This window comes from Bartonella sp. AD328YNZD (genome assembly GCF_042196425.1).
In genome coordinates this window covers 1-23,352 of record NZ_JBHIQG010000013.1, presented here as the reverse complement: position 1 = coordinate 23,352, position 23,352 = coordinate 1, and the positions used below count along the sequence as shown (strand labels likewise).

Here is a 23,352-nt window from a genome sequence, read left to right as displayed (position 1 = left end):
TGCACACCTGAAGCCATAAAAATGCATGCAAATTCATATGATGATCAAGGAAATATTATTCTCACCTCACCTTTTATCACTGCTCCACCTTCTTTTTCTCATCCTTTATCAGTACACCTCATTCGTACGCCACAAGCACCTAAAATGACAGTAAAACCACTAAGAAAACTCTATATTCCGTATAAAAAGCACGCAAACCATTCTATAAAAAGCCATAAATCATAATCTACAATTAATTATAATACTTTGATTTATAATGATAATTAATTATTTTGTACCTTATGTCAGACCCGCAAGTATTGTAAGATTCTCTCATTTCAAATCTGTATTTGTTGAATCAATAAAACCAGTCTCTTGCGCGCCACAAGATGGATGAACATGTAGATAAAATAATTAAAACAAGGAATAAAAATCCTTCCTATAAATCCTTTCAAGAACCAAGAATTATCATAACATTGACGCTAAAAAGTGTATGATATACCCACGTGCACCTATCTTTATAAGCGTAAAGATAGTGGTACAATAGATTTCATGGGGGATTAACCATTATATCCCTCACGGACACCATTATAAATTGGTTCGACATACTGAGATATATTTTTTAAAAACAAAACTATGATTGATGATTAACATGAAAATAAAGCGCATCCCTCTCACGCTTATTACGGGCTTTTTAGGCTCTGGCAAAACAACTTTGCTTAACCGTATGCTACAAGCCCCTCTTCTAACAGAATGTGCTGTTATCATCAATGAATTCGGCGAAATCAGTATTGATCACCTTCTGGTTGAAAAAACGACAGAAGGAATTATTGAGCTTGCCAATGGTTGCTTATGTTGCAATTTACGCAGTGATCTCATCGACACATTAATTGATTTAATAAATCGCGTTCAGACAGGACAGATCAAACAACTCCATCATATTATCATTGAAACCACAGGGATGGCTGATCCCGCCCCTATTTTACAAATACTTTTAAGCCACCCATTGTTTATTCAAACATTGTCCATAAATGCTGTTATTGCAACATTTGATACATTAAGCCCACTTTCCATATGTAAGCGCTACCCTGAAATATATAAACAATTAATATTTGCTGATAAAATCATTCTCACCAAAACAGATCTTAGAGACCCACAAACGCTTTCAGATACACTCCTTAGCACACTTAAAACAATGAATCCCACAGCACAAATCATTGACGCCCATTCTGAAGATTTCTGTTCAAATCTATTAATAAATAACACATTATGGGATGAAAAAGGAGAAAATACAAAACTTAAACAAAATCTTACGACTACCCCACATGATCATACCCCCCATAAAACCATTCGTACCTTTTCACTAAACTGTGAGGATCCTGTTGATTACGCCACAATTGAAGCTTTTTTAGATCTCCTACAAGAGCGCTATGGTACAAAATTATTACGTATTAAAGCAATTATCGCATTGCGTGATGACCCTTATCGCCCACTTGTATTACATGGCGTACAAACATTTTTTCATCCTCCCATAAGATTGCCAGCATGGCCAAAAGGAATAAAACAAACACGTTTTGTCATCATTGCCGATGGTGTTGAAAAAGAAGCAATACAAAAGCTCCTCAATGCTTTTTTTAATAAACCAGCAATAGATACTGCAGATAAAACAGCTCTCTTAGAAAATCCTCTGGTCATTCCAGGAATAAAATTTTAATTTTTTCACCCCTTCAATGATATAACATTAAATTCATTGGCACCACCATCTTTATGCTTTTAAAGGAGCAAACCGGCACCATTACACACTTTGCTAATTCCCAATGTTGAAACAAGCTCTTGGCACTTAAAACGGTTTGTAAAAAGCATTTTAGTCTTTCTTGTACAATTTCACCCACGCAGCGATCCCCGCTTGTAACGTGCAAGCAAATGGTTTTAATTTATTCAACATGGAACGGCTTTGAAATGAGAAAATCTTACGGTATTCAGGGCTCTAATTTGACTTGAAAACACTAAATTATCATTATAAATCAAATTGTTACGATAAAAAAATTAATACCCATCAATCTGAAAACAGATTGTTTTCTCTCTAAATGCGCTTCATCTGCAAATAACTTCATGTGATTCATTTCACAGACCGATTGGCCAAATTCTTGGTTCTAAAATATTCTGCTCAACTCTATATTTATTCAAGCTAATTGAAATCAAAATCCCTGTTAAGAAAAAAACCAAAATCAGACAGAGGCAATATCGCATTTTAAAATATGTGAATGTATCTTATAACAGCACGACAAGACAATATTTCAAAGCATAAAAGAATAAAAAGAGAGGTACATTTCATGTTAACTTACTCAAACGAAGGTTGAGACCAGTAACGATGTGCAAACAATCCAACTTCCTTGAGAAAATTCCTCTTGGCTTCCCACTTCATATGATTTACTTACATAAAGCTCTATGAAAAAACTCTGCGCTTTAAAATATTGACTACTCACTTAAAAACCTTATGTGCAAAGTTTTTGCATATCCTGTATCACCATTATTAAGTGATAGTGTTTACGGTGCTGTAGGATACAATAACACTCACTGCATTAGAGAAACTGAAGTTTTATCAATATCGCGATTAAAAACGTAACGTTTTCCGTAAACCTCAACAGTTGGAGGTTGACGATTTTTTTCAAAAAAATCATAACCTTTCTTAAGCATAACCCAGAATTGATAATGAGGATTCTTGCTATGACGTGACATATTATCCTCGGTCATGCGGAAAGGAAAAGCCTGCAACTGAAACTCTCTTTGTCCTCCTTTAAAAGCATCCCGTGCAAACGCATAAATCTGAGCCATGTTCTTATCACTCATAGAATAACAACCTGCGGAAAAGCAAGAACCATGCACCATAAGATTGCTTCCTGTGCGACCATTTTCCTGATCATACAGGTTAGGAAATCCTATATTAAAAGAGAGATAATATTTTGAATAAGGATTCATTTGGTTTGCGCTAATAGTATAAAAACCCTCTGGTGTCTGAAGATCCCCTTCTTTATATTTAGGTCCAAGCTTACCAGACCATTTGCAAATGCCATAGCGAGCAACCAATATAAAAGGTCCTGAACGAGATTGCTTCCAAACTTCAGCAAGATTTTCTTCCTTAAAAAACCGCATCATAATCGGTGCATAGGGATCTATATCATACAGAACCATTCTATTTTTAATTTCTTGCGGCAATGGCTGCTCAACTTTAGCGCGAATAGAGGCTGGTAATCTTCCTTCACATGCTGTCAATAGTCCCATTACAAACAACACGCACACAGCGAGGAATCTGCTAAATGTCATCGAATAAAACTCCAATCCAACACCCCTCACAAAAAATAACCTATGTTAGAGATCGACCAATTTGAAGGTATTTTTCCCTTCTCTCTTGTTTAAGCACTTGACCATCTTTTCCAGCCATAGCTTTTAAAGCCTCTGAAATAACATCACCCGTTGCATCAATGACAATCTCTTTGTCACGATGCGCTCCCCCTAAAGGTTCCGAAATAATGCCATCAATAATCTTTAAGCGATACAAATCTTGAGCGGTAATACGCATATTCATTGCAGCATCTTTTGCACGAGCTGGATCACGCCATAAGATAGAAGCTGCTCCTTCTGGTGAAATAACAGAGTAAATTGCGTGCTCCAACATATAAACTTTGTTGGCAGCCGCGATTGCTATCGCCCCTCCAGAACCGCCTTCTCCAATAACAACGGAAACCACAGGAACTTTCAAACGCAAAGTTGTAGCTGTTGATTGAGCAATTGCTTCCGCTTGCCCACGTTCTTCAGCGCTTACCCCAGGATAAGCACCTGCTGTATCAATAAAAGTGAGGAGTGGCAAACCAAAGCGGTCAGCCATTTCCATAATACGTACAGCTTTACGATAGCCTTCTGGACGTGCAGAACCAAAATTATAGCGCAAACGTGTTTGCGTATCGTGACCTTTCTCTTGACCGATATAAGCAATGGCCTCACCTTTAAAGCGTGCAAACCCCGCTTGAATAGCCTCATCTTCAGCAAACTTGCGATCTCCGGCCAAAGGCGTAACGTCACTCAATAGGCGTTTAGAATAGTCCATAAAATGGGGACGATCCGGATGACGAGCAACTTGTGTTTTCTGCCACGGCGATAATTTTTTATAAATATCGCGCAACGCTGTTTGGGAACGCGTTTCAAGACGAGCAATCTCGTCACTCATATCAAGACTGCCTTTTTCCTGAGAAATTTTTTTTAATTCAAGAATTTTCCCATCAAGATCAGCAACTGGTTTTTCAAAATCAAGATAATTATACATTTGTGTCAACTCATTCAGTGTCACTTATACACTTATAATTTGCTTTATAAAGTCTTTTTCAAAAACATCACCTTTTCTTTAACGAGCCTTTTGCTCATCGGCAAGTGGATGATGCTCATTGACTAAACGATAAAGTCCCTCTTCCAACACATGGGTATAAATCTGAGTAGTAGCAATATCAGAGTGACCTAACAAATGTTGAACGGCACGCAAATCAGCACCATTTTGCAAAAGATGACTAGCAAAAGCATGACGCAACACATGGGGAGAAAAGCTATCACTTCCTATCCCTGCTCTTCTAGCGAGATTTTTCAACTCCCGTGCAACGACTTGACGAGCAATATATCCTGTCTCGGAATGCGCCGGAAAAAGATAAGAACTCGTAGCATCCTTTCCCTGATCACGCAAATTTAACCACTGTGAAAGAACTTGGCATGCTTTTTTTGATAACAGCACCATTCGTTCTTTTTTGCCCTTACCACGAACCAAAACGCTGTACTCTTTCCTTCGAACGGACTGAACCGACAGACTCACCAACTCACTAATACGTAACCCTGTTGCATAAAGCATTTCAATCAATAGCTGAAGACGCAGTGCACGGAAATAACCTTTGGACCCATAGTCTGCTTGATTGACTTCTAACTCCGCAAAATCAAGCAATTTTATCACTGCATCTTCACTCATGATTTTGGGCAAAGGACGCCCCTGACGAGGTGCATCAATATCATGAGAGGGATCATCTACTCTCAACCCTTCAGCATAAAGGAATTGATAAAACTGACGCAAAGTCGATAAACGGCGCGCTTGCGACGATGCCGCAAAACCAAAAGTATGCATAAGCGACAAAAGGGTAATTAAATCTTCTTTTTGTGCTGAAAAAAGCGAAACAGAGTGTGAAGACAATTCGTCTTGTGCCCACTGCAAATCATGCTGATAAGCCGCAAGCGTATGAGGCGAAGCCCCTCTCTCCGCACTCATCATCTCAAGAAAATGATCTATCACAGCATCACTTTTCATTTCATTGATTCGCTCCCGTAGAAAGATTCCATGAATCCAAAGGAACATCAATGTACATATCCACAGTTACTGGTTCAACCCAAACCACAAGAGCACCCATTATAATGAAAAGAACAGAAAGCAAAATGAAAAGAATCATCAAAAATCTAGTCAATGTTGGCATAAGACAATAACCTACCCAAAAATATTCTATCTCGTATTATGCCTCACAAAGATTAACAGGAATTGACTTTAAGATGGATAAATGCCGAAATAAAGTTATGAAAAGCAATCGACAAAAACGCGTCCCCATAACACAAATAAAGAATCAGCTCTTATCGTCCCTTGATAAAAGAGCACTTGTCCTTGTTGGTCTTATGGGGGCAGGCAAATCAGTGATCGGAAAACGCGTCGCCACCATGCTTCGTTTACCTTTTTATGATTCTGACCAAGAAATTGAAAAAGCTGCACAAATGACAATCACGGAACTCTTTGAAATTTATGGTGAATCCGAATTTCGTGCTCTTGAACAGCGTGTTATTCTAAACCTCATGAAAAAAAGTCCCCTTGTTTTAGCAACAGGTGGTGGTGCCTACATAAATGAAAATATCCGAAAAGCCATTCACCAAAATGGTATATCCATATGGCTAAAAGTCGATCTTGATATCCTCATGCAACGTGTCTCAAAACACCCAACACGTCCCCTGCTTCAAACAGCCAATCCTAAAGAAACTATGCAAAAACTCATGGAACAGCGTTATCCTATCTATGCAAAGGCAAACTTAACAATTAACAGTCATAAAGAAAGCCGTCATACCGTAGCACAAAATGTTATACGATCCGTACAGCACTACCTATACACAGAAATTAACAATAGGGATAACCAGCATGCAAACCAAAACCGTCACTGTTAAACTGGACAAACACTGTTACGATATCATCATTGGTCCGGGTCTGATTACACAAGCTGCTTCACAGATTAAACATGCTCTTAACAAAAAAGATCCTCATCAAACGCGCTTGGCACTTGTTACAGATACAAATGTTGCCTCCCTTTATTTGGAGATATTGCAAGCAGAATTAACAAAAAATAAAATTCATACTGTCCCTATTATTGTAGAAGCGGGAGAACAATCAAAATCATTTTCAACCCTGCAAGTTGTCATCGATCAAATTCTTGCTGCGCGTTTAGAAAGAGGCGACTGTGTTATTGCTTTTGGCGGTGGTGTCATTGGCGATCTAGCAGGATTTGCAGCAAGTATAATCCGCCGTGGTATGAACTTCATTCAAATGCCCACAACGCTTCTTGCACAAATTGATTCCTCTGTTGGTGGAAAAACTGGAATCAATAACCAATATGGCAAAAATCTTATCGGTGCTTTTTATCAACCACAATGCGTTATTGCTGACACGTGTCTTCTTGATACCCTGCCGCCGCGCGAATTTCGCGCTGGCTACGCAGAAATAGTAAAATACGGTCTCATTAACCAACCTGACTTTTTTGAGTGGCTTGAAAAAAATGGGCAGAAAATTTTCTCTAATGGCCCTATGCGAACAGAGGCCATTGTTCGCTCATGCCAATTTAAAGCTGACATTGTAGCACGCGATGAATACGAAACCGGAGAGCGCGCACTCTTAAATCTCGGCCATACATTTGGACACATGCTTGAAACAGCAACCGCTTATGACTCTAACCGTTTAATCCATGGCGAAAGTGTAGCAATTGGGATGATTCTAGCTCATCAATTTTCTGCTCAATTAAATTTAATAAGCCCCACGCTTACACAACGCATTGAAGCGCACTTCAAATTTATAGGATTGCCTACACAATTAAAGGATATCCCAGGGCCTCTACCAGATGCTGAAACTTTAATGACTCTCATTGCCCAAGATAAAAAAGTTTCGCAAAACAATTTGACTTTCATCTTAACACGCGGACTTGGCCAATCATTTATTGCAAAAAATATTTCACCAGATGCAGTTTTATCCTTTTTGGAACAAAAATTAACAGAAATTCGTTAATTCATATTGAATATAATTGATTCGTTTTTATACTTCTATTAAAGATTAAATATGATGATGTCTGCGTAGCTCAGTAGGATAGAGCACAGGATTCCTAAAGAAATTGGGCACTTTTAGGAGAAATCCTCAAAGTGAATCTGCTCAAATTCGGGGAAAGCTTCATGGGCGACTATATGCCAATCCCGAGCCAAGTCTCTTTTCAAATGAGAGAAAGGTGTAGAGACTGAACGGGCAGCACCTAAAGAGCAAAAGCTTCAAGGTGAAGAGACAGTCCAGACCACAAACAGCCGATAAGGCTGGCGGTGAAAATCGAAGTGGTATGAATCCTGGGGTCGCAGGTTCGAATCCTGCCGTAGACACCATCGTATCAGTCAAATTATTCTTTGTGCACAATATTAGGAATATAGGGAAGCATCATGAAAAAAACTTTGCACATTTTAGGATTTTTCACCGCTTTAAGTTTATCACTCTTCAGCTCAAACAATAGCTTAGCTGGTTCTTTAATCATTGAAGTACCAGACAATCCAGAGCCCAAAACAGAGACCATTACCTATCAATGTGATACTGGAACAGGTAAAGAGCGCGTAGAGGCAGTCTATCTTAATGCTGACAATATTTCGTTGGTTGATTTCAAATGGAACGGTGACCGTGTCATTGCTGCTAATGTCATCGCGGCAACAGGAGCAAAATTTGCAGGAGCTCAGTATATCTGGTGGGAGAAGAACAAAGAAGTCACGCTTTATGACCTTGCTCAGGATCCAGAAGAAAAAAAACCTATCCTCTGTAAAGATGAGTCAACATTATTATTTTAAATAATACGGGAAATATTATGAAAAAAATTTCTTTTACTAAACAATTTTTCATTACTTTAAGTGTTTTACTCCTCGGTTCAATTAATGCATTAGCAAGTTCTTTAGTCATTGAAGTACCAGATGATCCAGAACCAACAACAGAGACCGTCTCCTATCAATGCGACATGGGAACAAGTAAAGAGCATGTTGAGGCAACTTATCATAATGCTGGCAATATTGCGCTTGTTGATTTAAAATGGAACGGTAAGCGCATCGTTGGTTCTAATGTAATTGCCGCTTCTGGAGGAAAATATGTGGGTGGTCAATACATTTGGTGGATAACTAAAAATGAAGCCATATTTTACGATCTTATTAATGATCCAAAAGAAGAAAAACCCATCCACTGTGTAGAAGAAAAAAGCACAGAATAAAGAAGATTTCAAGAACCGCGCTGGCTCTCATCTCTTGATGTTCCTTCTGACGTGGGTAACTTTTCCTCCGTCTGGTGTAATAAAAGAGCCAGCGGTTTTTCTGACTGTTCTTCTGAATGATGTCGATAAGCTGCTGTATGTGAAAGCAACATAGAAGCTACCGGTGCTGTTAAAAACAAAAAAAACATCAGCAAAACTTCATGAAAAACAAAATAGTGGTCCACAAATATTGAATAAAGAAATGAAGAAATAAGAATACTACCAACGCCCCAACTCGTACATACTGAAAGCATATGCAAACGCTTATAAAAATTGGAAAAACGCACCAAACCTATCGTTGCGATCAATGTCAATCCAGACCCTAATATTAAGAAAACTGTGATAGCAATAGCAACCACAAGCGATATATCATCTTTCATTCAATAATCTCCCCCCGCATAAGAAATTTCGCCAAAGCGATGCTTGAGACAGATCCCAACAATCCAATAATGAGAGCTGCGACAAAATAAGTGGTTGTTCCTGAACGAATATCGAATGTAAGAAACAAAAGAATAGTGGTTATATAAAGGGCATCCAAACCAACAATTCTATCCTGCGCCCGTGGACCACGAATCAACCGAAACAGCGCAAAAATCACCGCTAAACTTAAAAAAAACTGTGAAAAGAAAAGCCCCCAATAAAGAATCACCATACTCATAAAAAAATCTCCAAAAGCAATTGCTCATACCGTTGTTTGATCAACTGTTTGTAATCATATCCATTTTTTAAATTTAAGACATGAAGCAAAAGTTCACCCTTTTTACTATTATAGGCAACCCAAGCAGTTCCAGGGGTTGCCGAAAGGATGCATGCTAAAATAGCCAAAGCAGTGCGATTATGAAGCAGAAGAGGTACTACAATAAAACCAGATTTCTGCTCTCGAGACCTTTTTGTTAAAACAGACCAAGCCACCGAAACATTTGAGAATATAGAATCTATAAATACTCGAAAAACGAGACGAAAAACCGCACTCCAGCTTTTAATAACAGCCTTCTCCAGCTCCAGAAGCCGTATCATCCAACCACAAAACAAAGCGGTTAAAATCCCTAAAAGCAATTGCCCTAAACTAAAACCATTTAAAATAAGCCACATAAGGACAATGACACCACTGAAAAAAGGGGAAGGACAAAAACGATTCATTTACTCACCTCCCTATTTTCGAGAGAAAAATCCGTTAAAACGCTCCTAATATAGTTTTGAGGTTCATACAAAGTCTTAGCAGTTTCAGACATATAATGACTAACAGGACTGGCTACAATTGTTATAAGAAAACACAAAGCAAGGAGAGCGGCAATAGGCGCAAATTCTATCACTTGCACACGGGGAATACGCCCTTCAAGAGAAACCCAAAAAGTTCGGATACCCGTTCGTGTCAATGCAATCAAAGCCGCAAAACCAGAGAGAGTGACAAAAACTATAAAAAGCCAATCTTGGTAAACCGGTAGAGAGGCAGAAAAATCCTCTCTACTGTGATTTAAAATTGCCATGAACATCATAAATTTAGCAACAAAACCAGAAAAAGGCGGCAATCCAATAATCAAAATGGCACAGATACCAAAACAAGCTCCAAGAATTGCCAAGGTTACTGGAAAATAGATGCCAACTTCATCTTCTTCCTCCTCTTCATCGTCACCATACACCTCCATTGTGACAGCAAGAACATTAGCAGCCACATCTTGACAGCGTTCAACCAACTCTACCAAAAGAAAAAAAGCTCCCAGTGCTAAAGTTGAAGAAACAATATAAAAAAGTGCGCCTGCTGTCAGTGCTGCATTGCCTATCCCGATCGCAGCCAACAATGTACCAGAAGAAACAAGCACACTATAAGCTGCCAAACGCACCAAAACTTGGCTCGCCAATACCCCAATAAAACCAACAATCATAGTGGCAAGCCCACCATAAAACAAAACCGTATGACCAAAATGGTTAAAATATTCACTTTCAGGACCAAACCATAGCAACGTTAAACGTAAGATAATATAAATACCAACCTTGCTCAAAATTGCAAAAGAAGCTCCAACAGGCGCTGCTGCTGCACTGTAAGTTGGCACCAACCAAAAATTAAGCGGCCACATACCCGCTTTAAGCAAAAAAGCAATACCTAAAAGTGCAACACCTATTTCGAATAAAACAATATCTGTAGAAGATATATATTTTATTTTAACAGCCAAATCGGCCATATTAAGAGTACCAACGACTCCATAAATGAGCGCTATACCAACTAAAAAAAATAATGAAGCAACAAGATTAACCACAACATAATGCAATCCTGCGCGCACGCGTGTCTGACCAGAACCATGCAAAGCAAGCCCATAGGAAGCCGTTAACATAACTTCAAAAAACACAAATAAATTAAATAAATCGCCAGTCAAAAAAGCACCATTTATCCCCACCATAAAAAATTGCATTAGTGACTGAAAATGAGAGCCAGCTTTGTACCAATGAGCCCGCGCAAAAACCAACACGCTAGTCACCAACAAGCTGGAAAGTAAAAGCATCATAGCGCTTAAGCGATCAAGGACTAAAACAATTCCAAAAGAAGACGGCCAATTACCAAGTCGATAAACATCGCAAGCCGGTGCTATTTCAAGAGTATGTATAATCAATAAAATGGCAGTAACAACCAACAGTCCCGCAGAAGAAAGACTGATGAATGATTTAAGTTTTGCACGACGTTCATCATAAAAAAGAAGAAGTGCTCCAGTGGTTAACGGCAAAAGAATAGGCAAAATAAGGAGATGATGCACTCCTATTTCCATTATTGCACCTCACGTCCATCAACGTGATCAGAACCCGTTAAACCACGTGAAACCAACAAGATAACTAAAAATAAAGCTGTTGTTGCAAAACCAATCACAATCGCAGTTAAAACCAAGGCTTGTGGAAGAGGATCGACATAATTAGCTAGATTAATAACAGTGGTAGAATCAACAATTGGAGCAGCATTACTACGCGGTCTACTCATTGAAAATATAAAAAGATTAACACCATAGGAGATCAAGGACAAACCAAGAATGACTTGAAAAGTACGTGGACGCAAAACAAGCCAAATACCTGATCCGACAAAAACACCGATACCCAAAGAAAGAACAATTTCCATTAATTTTCCTTCTCTTTTAAAATAGGTTTCTTACCGATTCGGTAACTCCGAATTGACTGGTGTGCAAGTGCAATTAAAATGAGAACAGTTGCTCCTAACACAAGAGAAAGCACACCAAAATCAAACAAAAAAGCAGATGCCATGGGAACTTTCCCAATTAACGGAAGATGAATATATCGAAAAAAGGATGTTAAAAAAGGATATCCAAAAAACCAAGAGCCCATCCCCGTTACGACTGACAATAATAAACCAAAGCCTATCCAACGCAAAGGTAAAACTCTCAAATGCGTTTCCACCCACCGAATATCGCGTGCAAGATATTGTAAAATAAATCCTATAGCCAAAGTAATACCACCGACAAATCCACCTCCTGGCAGATCATGCCCTCGCATGAATAAATAAATAGCAAAAGCGATAATAATCGGAAAGAGCCAACCCATAATAACAGCAGGAACAGCTAAATAATTCAATACTGTATCTCCCACATTTCGATTAGGCTGTGCTATATCAAAGGCTTTCTGGATACGTTGTTGAAAAGGCGCATCAATACTCTCAGGCGCAGGACGAAAACGTCGTAAGAGTGCAAAAACAGTAAGGGAAACAACACCCAAAACCACAATTTCTCCCATGGTATCAAAACCACGGAAATCAACCAATAACACATTCACAACATTGCGACCACCAGCATCTGAGTAAGCATGTGTTAGAAAAAAATCAGAAATCGTCGTACCTTGAGGACGTGTCATCACTGCAAAAGAAAGCCATGCTACACCAGCACCTCCTACAAGGGATATGATGAAATCACGGAAACGACGCAAGCGAACCCAAAAATGAACAGCAGCTGGCCCAGGGTCATGCAAACGTTTAGGCAACCACCGTAAACCAAGCAATAATAAAACGACTGTAACAACCTCAACAACCAATTGTGTTATTGCTAAATCAGGAGCAGAAAGCCATAAAAAGGTTGTACAAGTCATCAAACCAGCTCCCCCTAAAAGCATAAGTGAAGCAAGACGATGAAACTTTGCTCGCCAAGCCACTAAAAGCGCACATAATCCGCCAACCAGCCAAAGAGCGAGAAAAGGAATATCAAGTGGAAAAAGCGGTAATGTCCCCACTGGAATGAAACCATCGCACCAAAGTAAAAGACCAACAAAGGCAAAACAGACCCAAAAAATCCAATGCAATTGGATCTGCAAACGGCGTGTTGACAAAGCAGACTCCACCGCACGTGCCCATTTCCAAGAAATAATTACGAGAATGCGTTCAAAAATACGCGGCCCTTTTAAGTGACGGAAAAAAGGAGCCCCATCATCACAGGATAAAAAATAACGATGCCCAACAGCATAGAGCAATCCGCCCCCTAATAATGCAACAAAGCTCATCACTAATGGAGTGTTAAACCCATGCCAAACAGCCAAACTATAAGGAATTGTCATTGGTCCTAAAACAGACACGACCGCATTATCTAAAATAGGTCCTATTGTTAAATTAGGAAAAATACCAACCGCTAAACAAATAAACACCAAAAGCTCCATTGGTAAACGCATGAAATGCGGTGGTTCATGGGGAGTCTTGGGCAAATTGTCAGGCTTTGATCCTAAAAAAACGCCATGAATAAAGCGTATAGAATAGGTCACACTAAACAGACTGGCCAGCGTTGCCACATAAGGTGCAATCCAATCGAGCCATGATTCCATATGCGTTTCAACAGCTTCAGCAAAAAACATCTCTTTCGATAAAAAACCATTCAACAAAGGAACCCCAGCCATCGCTGCACTCGCAACTAAAGCAAGAGTTGCTGTAATAGGCATAGAACGATAAAGCCCTGACAGTTTACGCATATCACGTGTTCCCGTCTCGTGATCAATAATGCCAGCAGCCATAAATAAAGAAGCTTTAAAAGTAGCATGATTGGCCATATGAAAGATCGCCGCAACACATGCAAGTGGACTACCAAGACTTAAAAGTGTTGTAATTAATCCAAGATGACTAATAGTCGAGTAAGCAAGCAGTCCTTTCAAGTCTTGCTGAAACATGGAAAAATAGGCACCTAGAAGAAGAGTTGAGAGTCCTGAAAAGCCAACCAGCCAAAACCAAGATTCTGTTCCAGAGAGCACAGGCCATAAACGAACGAGCAAAAACAATCCCGCTTTTACCATTGTTGCCGAATGCAAATAAGCCGATACGGGGGTTGGAGCAGCCATCGCGTTGGGTAGCCAAAAATGAAAAGGAAATTGCGCGCTTTTTGTTAACCCTCCCAATAAAATACAAATAAGGATAGGACTATAAAGAGAACTTAACCGGATCATATCTCCAGACTGTAGCACCTTATCCAAATCAAAACTGCCAACAGTATACCCAATCAATAAAACTCCAATAAAAAGAGCAAAGCCGCCAAAACCTGTGATCGTTAGAGCCATACGCGCACCCTCACGCGCACTTGCATTATGGTACCAATAGCCGATCAGCAAAAAAGAAAAAATACTGGTGAGTTCCCAGAAAACAACCAAAAAGACGAGATTACCTGATAAAACTATTCCTATCATTGATCCCATAAAGGCCAAAAAAAAGGAAAAAAAACGCGGTACAGAATCCGCTGGATCTATGTAATAACGTGAATAAATGACAACAAGCAGCCCAATCCCTGTAATAAGCAAGCAAAAAAGCCACGACAAACCATCTATGCGGAGAATCAAATTGCTTCCCCATTCTGGAAGCCAAGAAATATCTAAACGCACTATGTGGTTTCCACGAACTTCCGGATAAAGCATTATTGTAAAAATAAGACAGAAAAGTGCGACAACCCCAGCAAACCAAGCTTCATTATTTTTTGCTGTCGAACGAAAAAAGCCAATGACAGCACTTCCACCAAAGGGAAGCAAAACGAGCAATACCAACATTGCTTCCCGTGTTGTCATTCTTTAAACTCCATTTTACCTTAATATTTTGTCATCGACAAAACAAAAACTTATATTCTCACCCCCCATTCTACACTTAATGATAATAAGATTTAATAAAACTTAAAAGCATTTAAATTTAAAAAAAACAATGCTTGCATGAAAATACTGCGCACCACACAAGTCTTCTCTTTATTGTAAGAACAATAACGCTCACGACAAGAAGCAATTAAAATTTTATTTAATTTCTAATCCTTTAAAAAAGCGTGATAGACACTGCCTACGCCCCCCATGAAAAGGCTGAAAACTATTATCATTTTTATTATAAGAGCGATAACGTACACGGCAAGATTCAATGTGTTGTTTAAGCATCCATGGCTCTTTTTTTTCTAATTTTTCCGAAGAAGACGTTAAAAACACTTTTTTAGCATCTGGTACAACTTTTAATGATGCGCCTTTTGTGCTTAAGTGTGGTGATGTAACAAATGCCACTTCAGGATACCACCAATTATCACTGTATTTACGATAACCACGCCGATAATGACGATAACCTTTGAAACCATTAAGCTCTCTACGCCCCGTAAAAATCAGAGGCACCGAACTATCTAGGACAGAAGTCTGAGTAACCAATTTGGCTTTAGCGTCACTTCTATTTTGCCCCCAATTAACAAAAGTGGTTGTTATAATGAAAAAACTGCTAACAAATACAAAAGCTAAAGCATAATATAATTTTTTTTTCATACTCATAACAAAAAACTCAACATAATAAACAACAGTAATTACAGAAAGCCTTTCTCTTGCTAGACAGAAACAGATTCTTTTCTTAAGACTCTTTTTTCTTGAGACATTCTGTTACTCTTTGTACTAAACGTTGATCTTGGCAATAAGATCCTTCAAAAAAGAATGAATAAATGATGATAAAAACCCCCTATTATCTTATAGACAAATCGAAACTCATCAAAAATATGCAAACAATTTCTCGTTTACGGGAAATGTCCAGAGCTAAAATTTTACTTGCTTTAAAATGCTTTGCCACATGGAGTGTTTTTGATTTAATGTCTGAGTTCATGGATGGAACCACATCATCATCCCTTTATGAACTACGTTTAGGAAGAGAAAAATTTGGCAAAGAAACCCATGCTTATTCAGTGGCTTGGGCAGATAATGAAATTGATGAAGCCTGTGGTTATGCAGATAAAATCATCTTTAATTCCATCCAACAGCTCCAACGCTTTTCTGATGCAACAAAAACCATTCAAAGAGGTTTAAGGTTAAACCCAGGAATCAGTGCATCAAATTTTGATCTTGCCAACCCCTCTCGCCCTTTTAGCCGCTTAGGAGAAACAAACCAAAGCGCTATTAAAGAAGTTCTGCCTCTTATCAACGGATTGATGATCCATAACAATTGTGAAAATGCTGACTTTAATCTTTTTAACCAAATGCTTGGGTATATGGAAGAAAAATTTGCAGAACTTTTTTCTGCTGTTGACTGGATAAGCCTTGGCGGCGGAATCCATTTTACGGCTGAGAATTACCCTCTAGAAGCTTTCGCAAAACGCTTAAAACAATTTTCTGAAACCCATGGTGTCACTCTTTTTCTAGAACCAGGAGAAGCTGCTATTACCCAAAGTACCACATTAGAAGTCAGTGTTCTTGACACATTGTATAATGAAAAGAATCTAGCCATCGTTGATAGCTCAATTGAAGCACATATGCTCGATCTTCTCATTTATCGTGAAAATGCTAAATTAGAACCCAATCAAGGACCACACGAAATTATGATTTGTGGAAAATCTTGTCTTGCCGGCGATATTTTTGGAACATTTCAATTTCAAAAACCTCTTAAAATAGGCGATAGACTGTCTTTTCAGGATGCAGCAGGGTATACAATGGTCAAGAAAAACTGGTTTAATGGCGTTACAATGCCTGCTATTGTTCTCAAAGAGTGCGATGGTACATTAATACTTCAACGCCAATTCAGCTATAACGACTATCAGGAAAGCCTTTCATAAAGACCAACCATAAAAACGTCATACAACAGTATTAAAAAGGGAGATGGACCTACAATGAAAAAAAATGTTCTCATTATTGGTGCTGGAGGTGTTGCACAAGTTGTTGCACACAAATGTGCTCAAAACAATGATATTCTTGGTGAAATTCATATTGCTTCACGAACACTCAAAAAATGTGAAGCCATCATTTCTTCTATTAAAGAAAAAAACACAATGAAAAAGCAAGGTGTTCTCAAAAGCCATTCGCTCAATGCCATGAATGTAGAAGAAACTATAAAGCTCATCCAAAAGACCAAATGCGAAATTGTCATTAATGTTGGTTCTGCTTTTCTTAATATGTCTGTTCTTTCAGCTTGTATTGAAACCAAATGCGCTTATATCGATACCGCAATTCATGAAGACCCATTGAAAATTTGTGAAACACCTCCTTGGTATGGAAATTATGAATGGCCTCGGCGTCCAGAATGTGAAAAAGCTGGTATAACCGCTATTTTAGGAGCAGGTTTTGACCCAGGTGTAGTGAATGCTTATGCAGCATTAGCGCGCGATGATTATTTTGATAAAATCACAGATATTGATATTATTGATATTAATGCCGGAAATCATGGACGTTGGTTTGCTACAAATTTTGATCCAGAAATTAACTTCCGTGAATTTACAGGACAAGTATGGTCGTGGCAAAATAAAAAATGGACTTCCAATAAAATGTTTGAAGTCAGCCATGAATGGGATCTTCCCGTTGTGGGAAAACAAAAAGCCTATATGACAGGACATGATGAAATTCATTCACTTTCCAAAAATCTTGATGTAGAGAATGTCCGTTTCTGGATGGGATTTGGTGATCGTTATATCACTGTTTTTACGGTTCTAAAAAATCTTGGTCTCTTATCTGAACAGCCCATTAAGACAGCAGAAGGACAAGAAGTCGTTCCCTTGAAAGTCGTAAAGGCCGTCTTACCCGACCCTTCCTCTCTCGCCCCAGACTACACAGGAAAAACCTGTATTGGAGATCTTATTAAAGGCGAAAAAGATGGAAAACCGAGAGAAATTTTTATCTATAATATAGCCGATCACAAACAAGCTTTTCATGAAACTGGGGCACAAGGCATTTCCTATACGGCTGGCGTACCAGCAGCCGCAACAGCTCTTCTTATTGCCACAGGTGAATGGGATGTTAAAACTATGGTCAATGTGGAAGAGTTACCACCCCACCCTTTCCTTAAATATCTTGATCATATGGGGCTTCCCACTTTTATAAGAGAACAACAAGAGGATAAAAAATTACAATTTTAATACCTATAGAAAGCATATGCTTAATTTTTTAAGTTATCATAAAACTGCCCAATGAAAACAAACTTAATATTCTCGTGTAATTATGGTTTTCAAAAAAATTTTAGCTATTCGTTATGTTTTGGCAACATTGCGATTTCTTAACAACCGTAAAGAAGAGACATAGCATCTTTTTAAGACATAGCGAGCAATGATCAAGAAAAACAGAGAAGAAAAAACTAATTTAATCACACTGTATAACTTGTCATTATCATCAAAAAGATAGTGTCATAAACAAAAGATATAAAAATACCGCTCTTTTAAAGAAGAGCGGTATTTTGTAGAATATTCAATTCCTCCCTTCTTCATCTTAAATGACAAAGATCCTTAACCTATACCAATCATTAAACAATTCAATTTCTTCGGGTGAATGAATTCCTCTTGGCTTCCCTTTTCATATGATTCATCATCATATATAACATGTTGATTCATAACGCTGAATACTGTAAAATTCTCTTAATCACAAACTCTCTCACATTGAAGCAATTAAAATCTTTTGTCTGCGCATCACAAACAAAGCGAGCGTGTGAGGTAAAATGATAAAAATTCTCTTATGAAAACTCTCAAATAATAAAAAGCTTTAGCAATATTGAGAACTGAAAAAGTGTATTATCAATGTCAGCGTGTACTTTTACTAAACATAAAGATGATGGTGCACAATAGGTCTTATAACAGTTTGAATGAATTTCATATATTTCAAGAGAAACTTTACAGCTATACCATTCACGAGCACCATTGCGAAGTAGATTTGGGCATTTTGAGAGATGTTTTCTTAACACAAAGCACGCAGATAGGCTCAGAATCCTATCTTAAATATTTTATAACAGTATAAAAACTACCCCATATATAAAACTTTACATAGACTAAACACCACCGCTCTAAACGATAGTGCACAACAGAATAATCAATCAAAACTGCACAACAGATATCTAAAACAGTAATTATCGAAAAGCATACAACAAACGGAACACTTCAATACAATTGGTTATATTCTTTTTTAAAGTTTTAAAATGTTGTTGCATGCTTCACAAATATTTTCTGCCCCCCGTACCTTTTAAAATTTACTTTTTAAAAGCTTTTTAAATATGAAGTGGTTTAGCAAATGTTGCCAAAGCTGCCTCACGCACAGCTTCTGATAAGGTAGGATGTGCATGGCAACAACGTCCCAGATCTTCTGATGAACCACCAAATTCCATTAAAACTGCAATTTCATGGATCATTTCACCAGCACCAAATCCAAGAATATGCCCCCCTAATACCCGATCTGTTTTTTTATCAGAAAGGATTTTAACAAACCCATCACTCTTTTGCATTGCACGTGCACGACCATTGGCCATAAAAGGAAATTTGCCAACATTATATTCAATGCCAGCAGTTTTTAGCTCTTCTTCTGTCCTTCCTACACTCGCAATTTCCGGCTGTGTATAAACAACACTAGGAATAACATCAAAATTAACATGCCCTTTTTGACCTGCCAAAATTTCTGCCACAGCAACGCCTTCTTCCTCTGCTTTATGTGCTAGCATTGGTCCTTTTACAACATCACCAATCGCATAAATTCCTGGAACATTCGTCTGCCAATGAGCATCAATTGCAATAAATCCGCGTTCATCTAACTGAATACCAACCTCTTGTAAGCCAAGCCCCTCTGTATAAGGAGAACGTCCAGTAGCAATAAGCACAACATCAGCCTCTAAAGTTTCAGATTCACCACCTTTGACAGATTCAAAGCTCACCTGAGCAGTTGAGCCAGATTGTGTAACAGCTGTTACCTTTGCACCCGTTTTATATTCAATCCCCTGTTTTTCCATTAACTTCTGAAATTGCCGTGAAACTTCACCATCCATTGAGCCCAAAACTTTATTAAGATACTCAATAATGGTCACCTTAGCACCTAAACGGCTCCAAACTGATCCAAGTTCTGAACCAATGACACCAGCACCCACGACAATCATATGCGTTGGTACTTTTTCAAGTGAAAGAGCTCCCGTAGAAGAAACAATAGTCTTTTCATCAATTTCAACATTCACTCCTGGAATGCCTGAACTCTCTGAACCGGTAGCAATAATAATATTTTTTGTTTCAATTGTTTGTTTATTACCATCTCTGGCAACAACTTCCACATGACCCGCACTCAAAATTTTGGCTGTCCCAAAAAAAGTATCAACTTTATTTTTTTTCATCAAAAAAGAAACACCACTCGTATTGGCCGTCACCACAGCTTTCTTATGAACCATCATTTGTTCAAGATTAAGCTTAGATTTACCAATAGAAATACCAAGCGTTTCAAAACCATGCTGGGTTTCAGAAAATACTTCTGAAGCATGCAACAACGCTTTAGAAGGAATACAACCAACGTTGAGACATGTTCCTCCTAATGTTGTACGCTTTTCAATAATTGCTACTTTAAGTCCCAGTTGCGCCGCCTTTATTGCTGCTACATAACCACCTGGACCCGCTCCGATCACAGCCACATCATAAGACATCCGTTTCTCCTTTCATCCTGAAAACTGTATTTTACAAATCAAGAACAAGGCGTTCCGGATCTTCTAAGCTTTCCTTAACACGCACAAGGAAAGTCACAGCTTCTTGCCCATCCACAATACGGTGATCATAAGAAAGCGCTAAATACATCATGGGGCGGATCACAACTTGACCCTCAACAACCATTGCTCGCTCTTTAATCGCATGCATTCCCAAAATACCAGATTGTGGTGCATTCAAAATCGGTGTTGACATCAACGATCCATACACACCACCATTGGTAATGGTAAAAGTTCCGCCCTGCATATCAGAAACGGCTAATTTTCCATCACGCGCAAGACGCCCCAAACGACCAATCTCTTTTTCAATCTCTGCCAATGACATTTGATCTGCATCTCGCACCACTGGAACAACAAGTCCTTTATCCGTTCCAACAGCAATTCCAACATTGACATAGTTTTTGTAAACAATATCTGTCCCATCAATCTCTGCATTAACAGCAGGAAGTTCTTTTAATGCATGACAAACAGCCTTAGTAAAAAACCCCATAAAACCAAGCTTAACACCATGTTTCTTTTCAAAAAGATCCTTATACCGCTTGCGCAAATCCATCACCGCTGACATATCAACCTCATTAAATGTGGTTAACATTGCTGCTACATTTTGTGCATCTTTAAGACGGCGAGCAATTGTTTGACGCAATTTCGTCATACGAACCCGCTCTTCACGTGTTTCTTGGACAGGAGTTGCCGAAGAACTCGTCGCAGAAGAAGAGGGTGTAGGAGCATTTGTACTTTGTTTTAATCCACCAAGAACATCTTCTTTAAGAATTTGTCCACGTTTTCCAGAACCTGAAATATCGCTTTTTGCAACATTATTTTCAGCCATCAATTTTGCTGCTGAAGGAGAAGGAGGCATTGCACTGCTCAAAGCAGGCTTCTCCGATTCAGATGAAGCCGCTGGAACAAGTGTAGCAGAAGGTGAAAGTGATTGGGAGATACCAGCTTCTCCAGCTTTCACCACTCCTAAAAGAGCATTTACTTCAACCGTATCGCCTTCTTTTGCAATGATTTCAGATAATTTCCCAGCAACAGGAGAAGGAACTTCAACGGTTACCTTATCAGTTTCTAATTCAACCAAAGGCTCATCCATAGCGACAGCTTCGCCAAGTTTTTTAAACCATTTGCCAACCGTTGCTTCGGTAACCGATTCGCCCAAAGTAGGAACACGAATTTCAGTAGTCATAATATTTTTCCATACATCAGAGTAGTAATAAATTAAGAACCTAACGCGTCTTTAAGAAACGCAGCCAGTTGTTCAAGGTGTTTCACCATTAACCCAGAGGCCGGTGACGCACTCGCAGGACGTCCTGCATAACGAGCACGTGAATATTGCGCATTAATATGCGTCAAAACCCATTCCAAATAAGGCTCAATAAATGACCAAGCCCCCATGTTTTTTGGTTCCTCTTGGCACCAAAAAACTTCCGCCTGCAAAAAGCGCGACAACACATTCACCAAAACTTTTGCAGGGAAAGGATAAAGCTGTTCAATACGAAGGAGATAAACATCATCAATACCCTTTTTTTCACGTTCTTCATAAAGGTCGTAATAAACCTTACCAGTACAAAGAACGACACGGCGAATCTTATTATCTTTTTGCAACTTAATGACAGAATCTTTGAGACATTCTGCATCATCAAGTAACACACGACAAAAACTTGTTTCTGGCCCCATTTCATTGAGAAGAGAAACAGCTCGCTTATGACGTAAAAGTGATTTCGGTGTCATCAAAATCAATGGCTTACGGAAATCACGCTTAATTTGTCGACGCAAAATATGAAAATAATTTGCAGGGGTTGTACAATTAGCAACCTGCATATTATCTTCCGCACAAAGTTGAAGAAACCGTTCTAAACGTGCAGAAGAATGCTCCGGCCCTTGCCCTTCAAAACCATGAGGCAATAAACACACAAGACCAGACATACGAAGCCACTTACGCTCTGCGGATGAAATAAATTGATCAAAAATGACCTGTGCACCATTAGAAAAATCACCAAATTGTGCTTCCCAAAGTGTTAATCCTCGTGGTTCAGCAAGAGAATATCCATATTCAAAACCAAGAACAGCTTCTTCAGAAAGCATAGAATTAACAACGTCATAAAGTGCTTGCCCCTTTTGTAAATGATTCAAAGGAATATAACGCGCCTCATTTTCTTGGTCATAAAGAACTGAATGACGTTGTGAAAAAGTTCCTCGCTCAACATCTTCACCGGAAAGACGAACCGGTGCTCCTTCCAAACAAAGTGAACCAAAAGCTAAAGCTTCAGCAGTTGCCCAGTCAACACCCTCACCGGTTTCAAAAATTTTAGCACGATTATTTAAAAAACGTTGAATGGTTTTGTGAACGTGAAAATCTGCTGGAATTTCAACAATTTTCTGACCAATTTCCTTTAAAGTTTTTAATTCAACACCAGTTGTTCTAGAATGCTGCTCATCAGAACTACTAAAAGCCTTGAGTCCCGTCCAGCTTCCATCAAGCCAATCAGCCTTATTAGGTTTGTAAGAAGCACTTGCTTCAAGTTCACCTTCAAGCTTATCGCGCCATAATTTTTTTTGTTGCTCAATCTCTTCTGAAGTAACCATTCCTTCTTCTACCAATTGGTCACTATAAAGTTGAAGTGTTGTTTTATGATTACGTATTGCTTTATACATAAGCGGCTGCGTAAAGGAAGGTTCATCACCTTCATTATGCCCATAACGGCGATAACAAAACATATCAATAACCACTGGTTTATGAAAAATTTGGCGAAACTCTGTTGCTATTTTGGCAACAAAAACAACTGCCTCAGGATCATCACCATTCACATGGAAAATTGGTGCGTCAATCATTTTTGCGACATCTGATGGATAAGGCGAAGAACGTGAAAAACGTGGGGATGTTGTAAA

General features: G+C 38.7%; 20 protein-coding genes and 1 pseudogene. 8 read left to right on the top strand and 13 right to left on the bottom strand.

The genetic code is table 11. The features are described from left to right. Together ACFIO3_RS01600 and ACFIO3_RS01595 are read left to right on the top strand one after the other, a co-directional pair. Positions 1-225 (top strand): annotated as a pseudogene (locus ACFIO3_RS01600) (D-alanyl-D-alanine carboxypeptidase); the annotation flags it as partial. Positions 226-631: 406 nt separating this feature from the next. After that, complete coding sequence (locus tag ACFIO3_RS01595) at positions 632-1,693, top strand: CobW family GTP-binding protein (RefSeq protein WP_375606061.1); 1,062 nt, start codon at positions 632-634, stop codon at positions 1,691-1,693. A gap of 860 nt (positions 1,694-2,553) precedes the next feature. Here the strand turns inward: ACFIO3_RS01595 and ACFIO3_RS01590 are convergent. From ACFIO3_RS01590 to ACFIO3_RS01580, 3 genes are all read right to left on the bottom strand, one after another. Next, the gene (locus tag ACFIO3_RS01590; protein WP_375606062.1) at positions 2,554-3,303 is read right to left on the bottom strand and encodes a L,D-transpeptidase family protein; all 750 of its coding nucleotides are present in this window, start codon (positions 3,301-3,303) and stop codon (positions 2,554-2,556) included. A 40-nt stretch (positions 3,304-3,343) separates the two neighbouring features. Continuing rightward, positions 3,344-4,300: an acetyl-CoA carboxylase carboxyltransferase subunit alpha gene (locus ACFIO3_RS01585; RefSeq protein WP_375606222.1), complete on the bottom strand. Its 957-nt coding sequence runs from the start codon at positions 4,298-4,300 to the stop codon at positions 3,344-3,346. 78 nt (positions 4,301-4,378) lie between these two features. Then, positions 4,379-5,317, bottom strand: coding sequence for a site-specific tyrosine recombinase XerD (locus ACFIO3_RS01580; RefSeq protein ID WP_375614925.1), 939 nt, complete (start codon positions 5,315-5,317; stop codon positions 4,379-4,381). A 260-nt stretch (positions 5,318-5,577) separates the two neighbouring features. Here ACFIO3_RS01580 and ACFIO3_RS01575 point away from each other — a divergent pair, with 260 nt between their 5' ends. The 4 genes from ACFIO3_RS01575 to ACFIO3_RS01560 all read left to right on the top strand — a co-directional run bounded on the left by ACFIO3_RS01575 (position 5,578) and on the right by ACFIO3_RS01560 (position 8,540). Continuing rightward, a complete protein-coding gene (locus ACFIO3_RS01575) occupies positions 5,578-6,210 on the top strand; it encodes a shikimate kinase (RefSeq protein ID WP_375606223.1) in 633 nt (210 codons plus the stop codon). Next, positions 6,185-7,318, top strand: coding sequence for a 3-dehydroquinate synthase (aroB, locus tag ACFIO3_RS01570; RefSeq protein WP_375606064.1), 1,134 nt, complete (start codon positions 6,185-6,187; stop codon positions 7,316-7,318). The genes ACFIO3_RS01575 and aroB overlap by 26 nt, the downstream gene beginning before the upstream one ends. Positions 7,319-7,734: 416 nt before the next feature. Further along, positions 7,735-8,130, top strand: a complete 396-nt coding sequence (locus ACFIO3_RS01565) for an MliC family protein (protein WP_375606065.1) — start codon at positions 7,735-7,737, stop codon at positions 8,128-8,130. A 17-nt stretch (positions 8,131-8,147) separates the two neighbouring features. Then, entirely contained in the window at positions 8,148-8,540 is a 393-nt protein-coding gene (locus ACFIO3_RS01560) for an MliC family protein (RefSeq protein WP_375606066.1), read from the top strand. An 8-nt stretch (positions 8,541-8,548) separates the two neighbouring features. Here the strand turns inward: ACFIO3_RS01560 and mnhG are convergent, their stop codons facing one another. From mnhG to ACFIO3_RS01525, 7 genes are all read right to left on the bottom strand, one after another. Then, a complete protein-coding gene (gene mnhG / locus ACFIO3_RS01555) occupies positions 8,549-8,959 on the bottom strand; it encodes a monovalent cation/H(+) antiporter subunit G (RefSeq protein WP_375614351.1) in 411 nt (136 codons plus the stop codon). Then, complete coding sequence (locus tag ACFIO3_RS01550) at positions 8,956-9,237, bottom strand: K+/H+ antiporter subunit F (RefSeq protein WP_375606068.1); 282 nt, start codon at positions 9,235-9,237, stop codon at positions 8,956-8,958. Before ACFIO3_RS01550 ends, mnhG begins: the two co-directional genes overlap by 4 nt. Next, complete coding sequence (locus ACFIO3_RS01545) at positions 9,234-9,719, bottom strand: Na+/H+ antiporter subunit E (protein WP_375606069.1); 486 nt, start codon at positions 9,717-9,719, stop codon at positions 9,234-9,236. The genes ACFIO3_RS01550 and ACFIO3_RS01545 overlap by 4 nt, the downstream gene beginning before the upstream one ends. After that, positions 9,716-11,338 (bottom strand): monovalent cation/H+ antiporter subunit D, encoded by a 1,623-nt coding sequence (locus ACFIO3_RS01540; RefSeq protein ID WP_375606070.1) that lies wholly within the window; start codon positions 11,336-11,338, stop codon positions 9,716-9,718. Before ACFIO3_RS01540 ends, ACFIO3_RS01545 begins: the two co-directional genes overlap by 4 nt. Then, positions 11,338-11,679 carry a Na+/H+ antiporter subunit C gene (locus ACFIO3_RS01535; RefSeq protein ID WP_375704047.1) on the bottom strand — a complete coding sequence of 114 codons (342 nt, stop codon included), beginning with the start codon at positions 11,677-11,679 and terminating at the stop codon, positions 11,338-11,340. The genes ACFIO3_RS01540 and ACFIO3_RS01535 overlap by 1 nt, the downstream gene beginning before the upstream one ends. Further along, a complete protein-coding gene (locus tag ACFIO3_RS01530; protein ID WP_375609970.1) occupies positions 11,679-14,600 on the bottom strand; it encodes a monovalent cation/H+ antiporter subunit A in 2,922 nt (973 codons plus the stop codon). The genes ACFIO3_RS01535 and ACFIO3_RS01530 overlap by 1 nt, the downstream gene beginning before the upstream one ends. Before the next feature lie 216 nt (positions 14,601-14,816). Next, positions 14,817-15,326: a BA14K family protein gene (locus tag ACFIO3_RS01525; protein WP_375606073.1), complete on the bottom strand. Its 510-nt coding sequence runs from the start codon at positions 15,324-15,326 to the stop codon at positions 14,817-14,819. Between the two features lie 167 nt (positions 15,327-15,493). Between ACFIO3_RS01525 and ACFIO3_RS01520 the strand changes: the two genes are divergently transcribed. Continuing rightward, a complete protein-coding gene (locus tag ACFIO3_RS01520) occupies positions 15,494-16,591 on the top strand; it encodes a carboxynorspermidine decarboxylase (protein ID WP_375606224.1) in 1,098 nt (365 codons plus the stop codon). Positions 16,592-16,645: 54 nt separating this feature from the next. Continuing rightward, on the top strand, positions 16,646-17,884 hold the full coding sequence (locus ACFIO3_RS01515) for a saccharopine dehydrogenase NADP-binding domain-containing protein (RefSeq protein ID WP_375614923.1): 1,239 nt from the start codon (positions 16,646-16,648) through the stop codon (positions 17,882-17,884). Positions 17,885-18,999: 1,115 nt separating this feature from the next. Here the strand turns inward: ACFIO3_RS01515 and lpdA are convergent. The 3 genes from lpdA to ACFIO3_RS01500 form a co-directional block, all read right to left on the bottom strand. Next, entirely contained in the window at positions 19,000-20,406 is a 1,407-nt protein-coding gene (gene lpdA / locus ACFIO3_RS01510; protein ID WP_375606075.1) for a dihydrolipoyl dehydrogenase, read from the bottom strand. A gap of 31 nt (positions 20,407-20,437) precedes the next feature. Then, positions 20,438-21,649, bottom strand: a complete 1,212-nt coding sequence (odhB, locus tag ACFIO3_RS01505) for a 2-oxoglutarate dehydrogenase complex dihydrolipoyllysine-residue succinyltransferase (protein ID WP_375606076.1) — start codon at positions 21,647-21,649, stop codon at positions 20,438-20,440. Positions 21,650-21,681: 32 nt separating this feature from the next. After that, a partial coding sequence (locus tag ACFIO3_RS01500; RefSeq protein WP_375704046.1) for a 2-oxoglutarate dehydrogenase E1 component occupies positions 21,682-23,352 on the bottom strand: 1,671 nt, incomplete at its 5' end.

Coding starts and splice junctions, on each gene's coding strand:
- ACFIO3_RS01595 (WP_375606061.1), top strand. CDS start 632: ATGAAAATAAAGCGCATCCCTCTCACGCTTATTACGGGCTTTTTAGGC.
- ACFIO3_RS01590 (WP_375606062.1), bottom strand. CDS start 3,303: ATGACATTTAGCAGATTCCTCGCTGTGTGCGTGTTGTTTGTAATGGGA.
- ACFIO3_RS01585 (WP_375606222.1), bottom strand. CDS start 4,300: ATGTATAATTATCTTGATTTTGAAAAACCAGTTGCTGATCTTGATGGG.
- ACFIO3_RS01580 (WP_375614925.1), bottom strand. CDS start 5,317: ATGAAAAGTGATGCTGTGATAGATCATTTTCTTGAGATGATGAGTGCG.
- ACFIO3_RS01575 (WP_375606223.1), top strand. CDS start 5,578: ATGAAAAGCAATCGACAAAAACGCGTCCCCATAACACAAATAAAGAAT.
- aroB (WP_375606064.1), top strand. CDS start 6,185: ATGCAAACCAAAACCGTCACTGTTAAACTGGACAAACACTGTTACGAT.
- ACFIO3_RS01565 (WP_375606065.1), top strand. CDS start 7,735: ATGAAAAAAACTTTGCACATTTTAGGATTTTTCACCGCTTTAAGTTTA.
- ACFIO3_RS01560 (WP_375606066.1), top strand. CDS start 8,148: ATGAAAAAAATTTCTTTTACTAAACAATTTTTCATTACTTTAAGTGTT.
- mnhG (WP_375614351.1), bottom strand. CDS start 8,959: ATGAAAGATGATATATCGCTTGTGGTTGCTATTGCTATCACAGTTTTC.
- ACFIO3_RS01550 (WP_375606068.1), bottom strand. CDS start 9,237: ATGAGTATGGTGATTCTTTATTGGGGGCTTTTCTTTTCACAGTTTTTT.
- ACFIO3_RS01545 (WP_375606069.1), bottom strand. CDS start 9,719: ATGAATCGTTTTTGTCCTTCCCCTTTTTTCAGTGGTGTCATTGTCCTT.
- ACFIO3_RS01540 (WP_375606070.1), bottom strand. CDS start 11,338: ATGGAAATAGGAGTGCATCATCTCCTTATTTTGCCTATTCTTTTGCCG.
- ACFIO3_RS01535 (WP_375704047.1), bottom strand. CDS start 11,679: ATGGAAATTGTTCTTTCTTTGGGTATCGGTGTTTTTGTCGGATCAGGT.
- ACFIO3_RS01530 (WP_375609970.1), bottom strand. CDS start 14,600: ATGACAACACGGGAAGCAATGTTGGTATTGCTCGTTTTGCTTCCCTTT.
- ACFIO3_RS01525 (WP_375606073.1), bottom strand. CDS start 15,326: ATGAGTATGAAAAAAAAATTATATTATGCTTTAGCTTTTGTATTTGTT.
- ACFIO3_RS01520 (WP_375606224.1), top strand. CDS start 15,494: ATGATAAAAACCCCCTATTATCTTATAGACAAATCGAAACTCATCAAA.
- ACFIO3_RS01515 (WP_375614923.1), top strand. CDS start 16,646: ATGAAAAAAAATGTTCTCATTATTGGTGCTGGAGGTGTTGCACAAGTT.
- lpdA (WP_375606075.1), bottom strand. CDS start 20,406: ATGTCTTATGATGTGGCTGTGATCGGAGCGGGTCCAGGTGGTTATGTA.
- odhB (WP_375606076.1), bottom strand. CDS start 21,649: ATGACTACTGAAATTCGTGTTCCTACTTTGGGCGAATCGGTTACCGAA.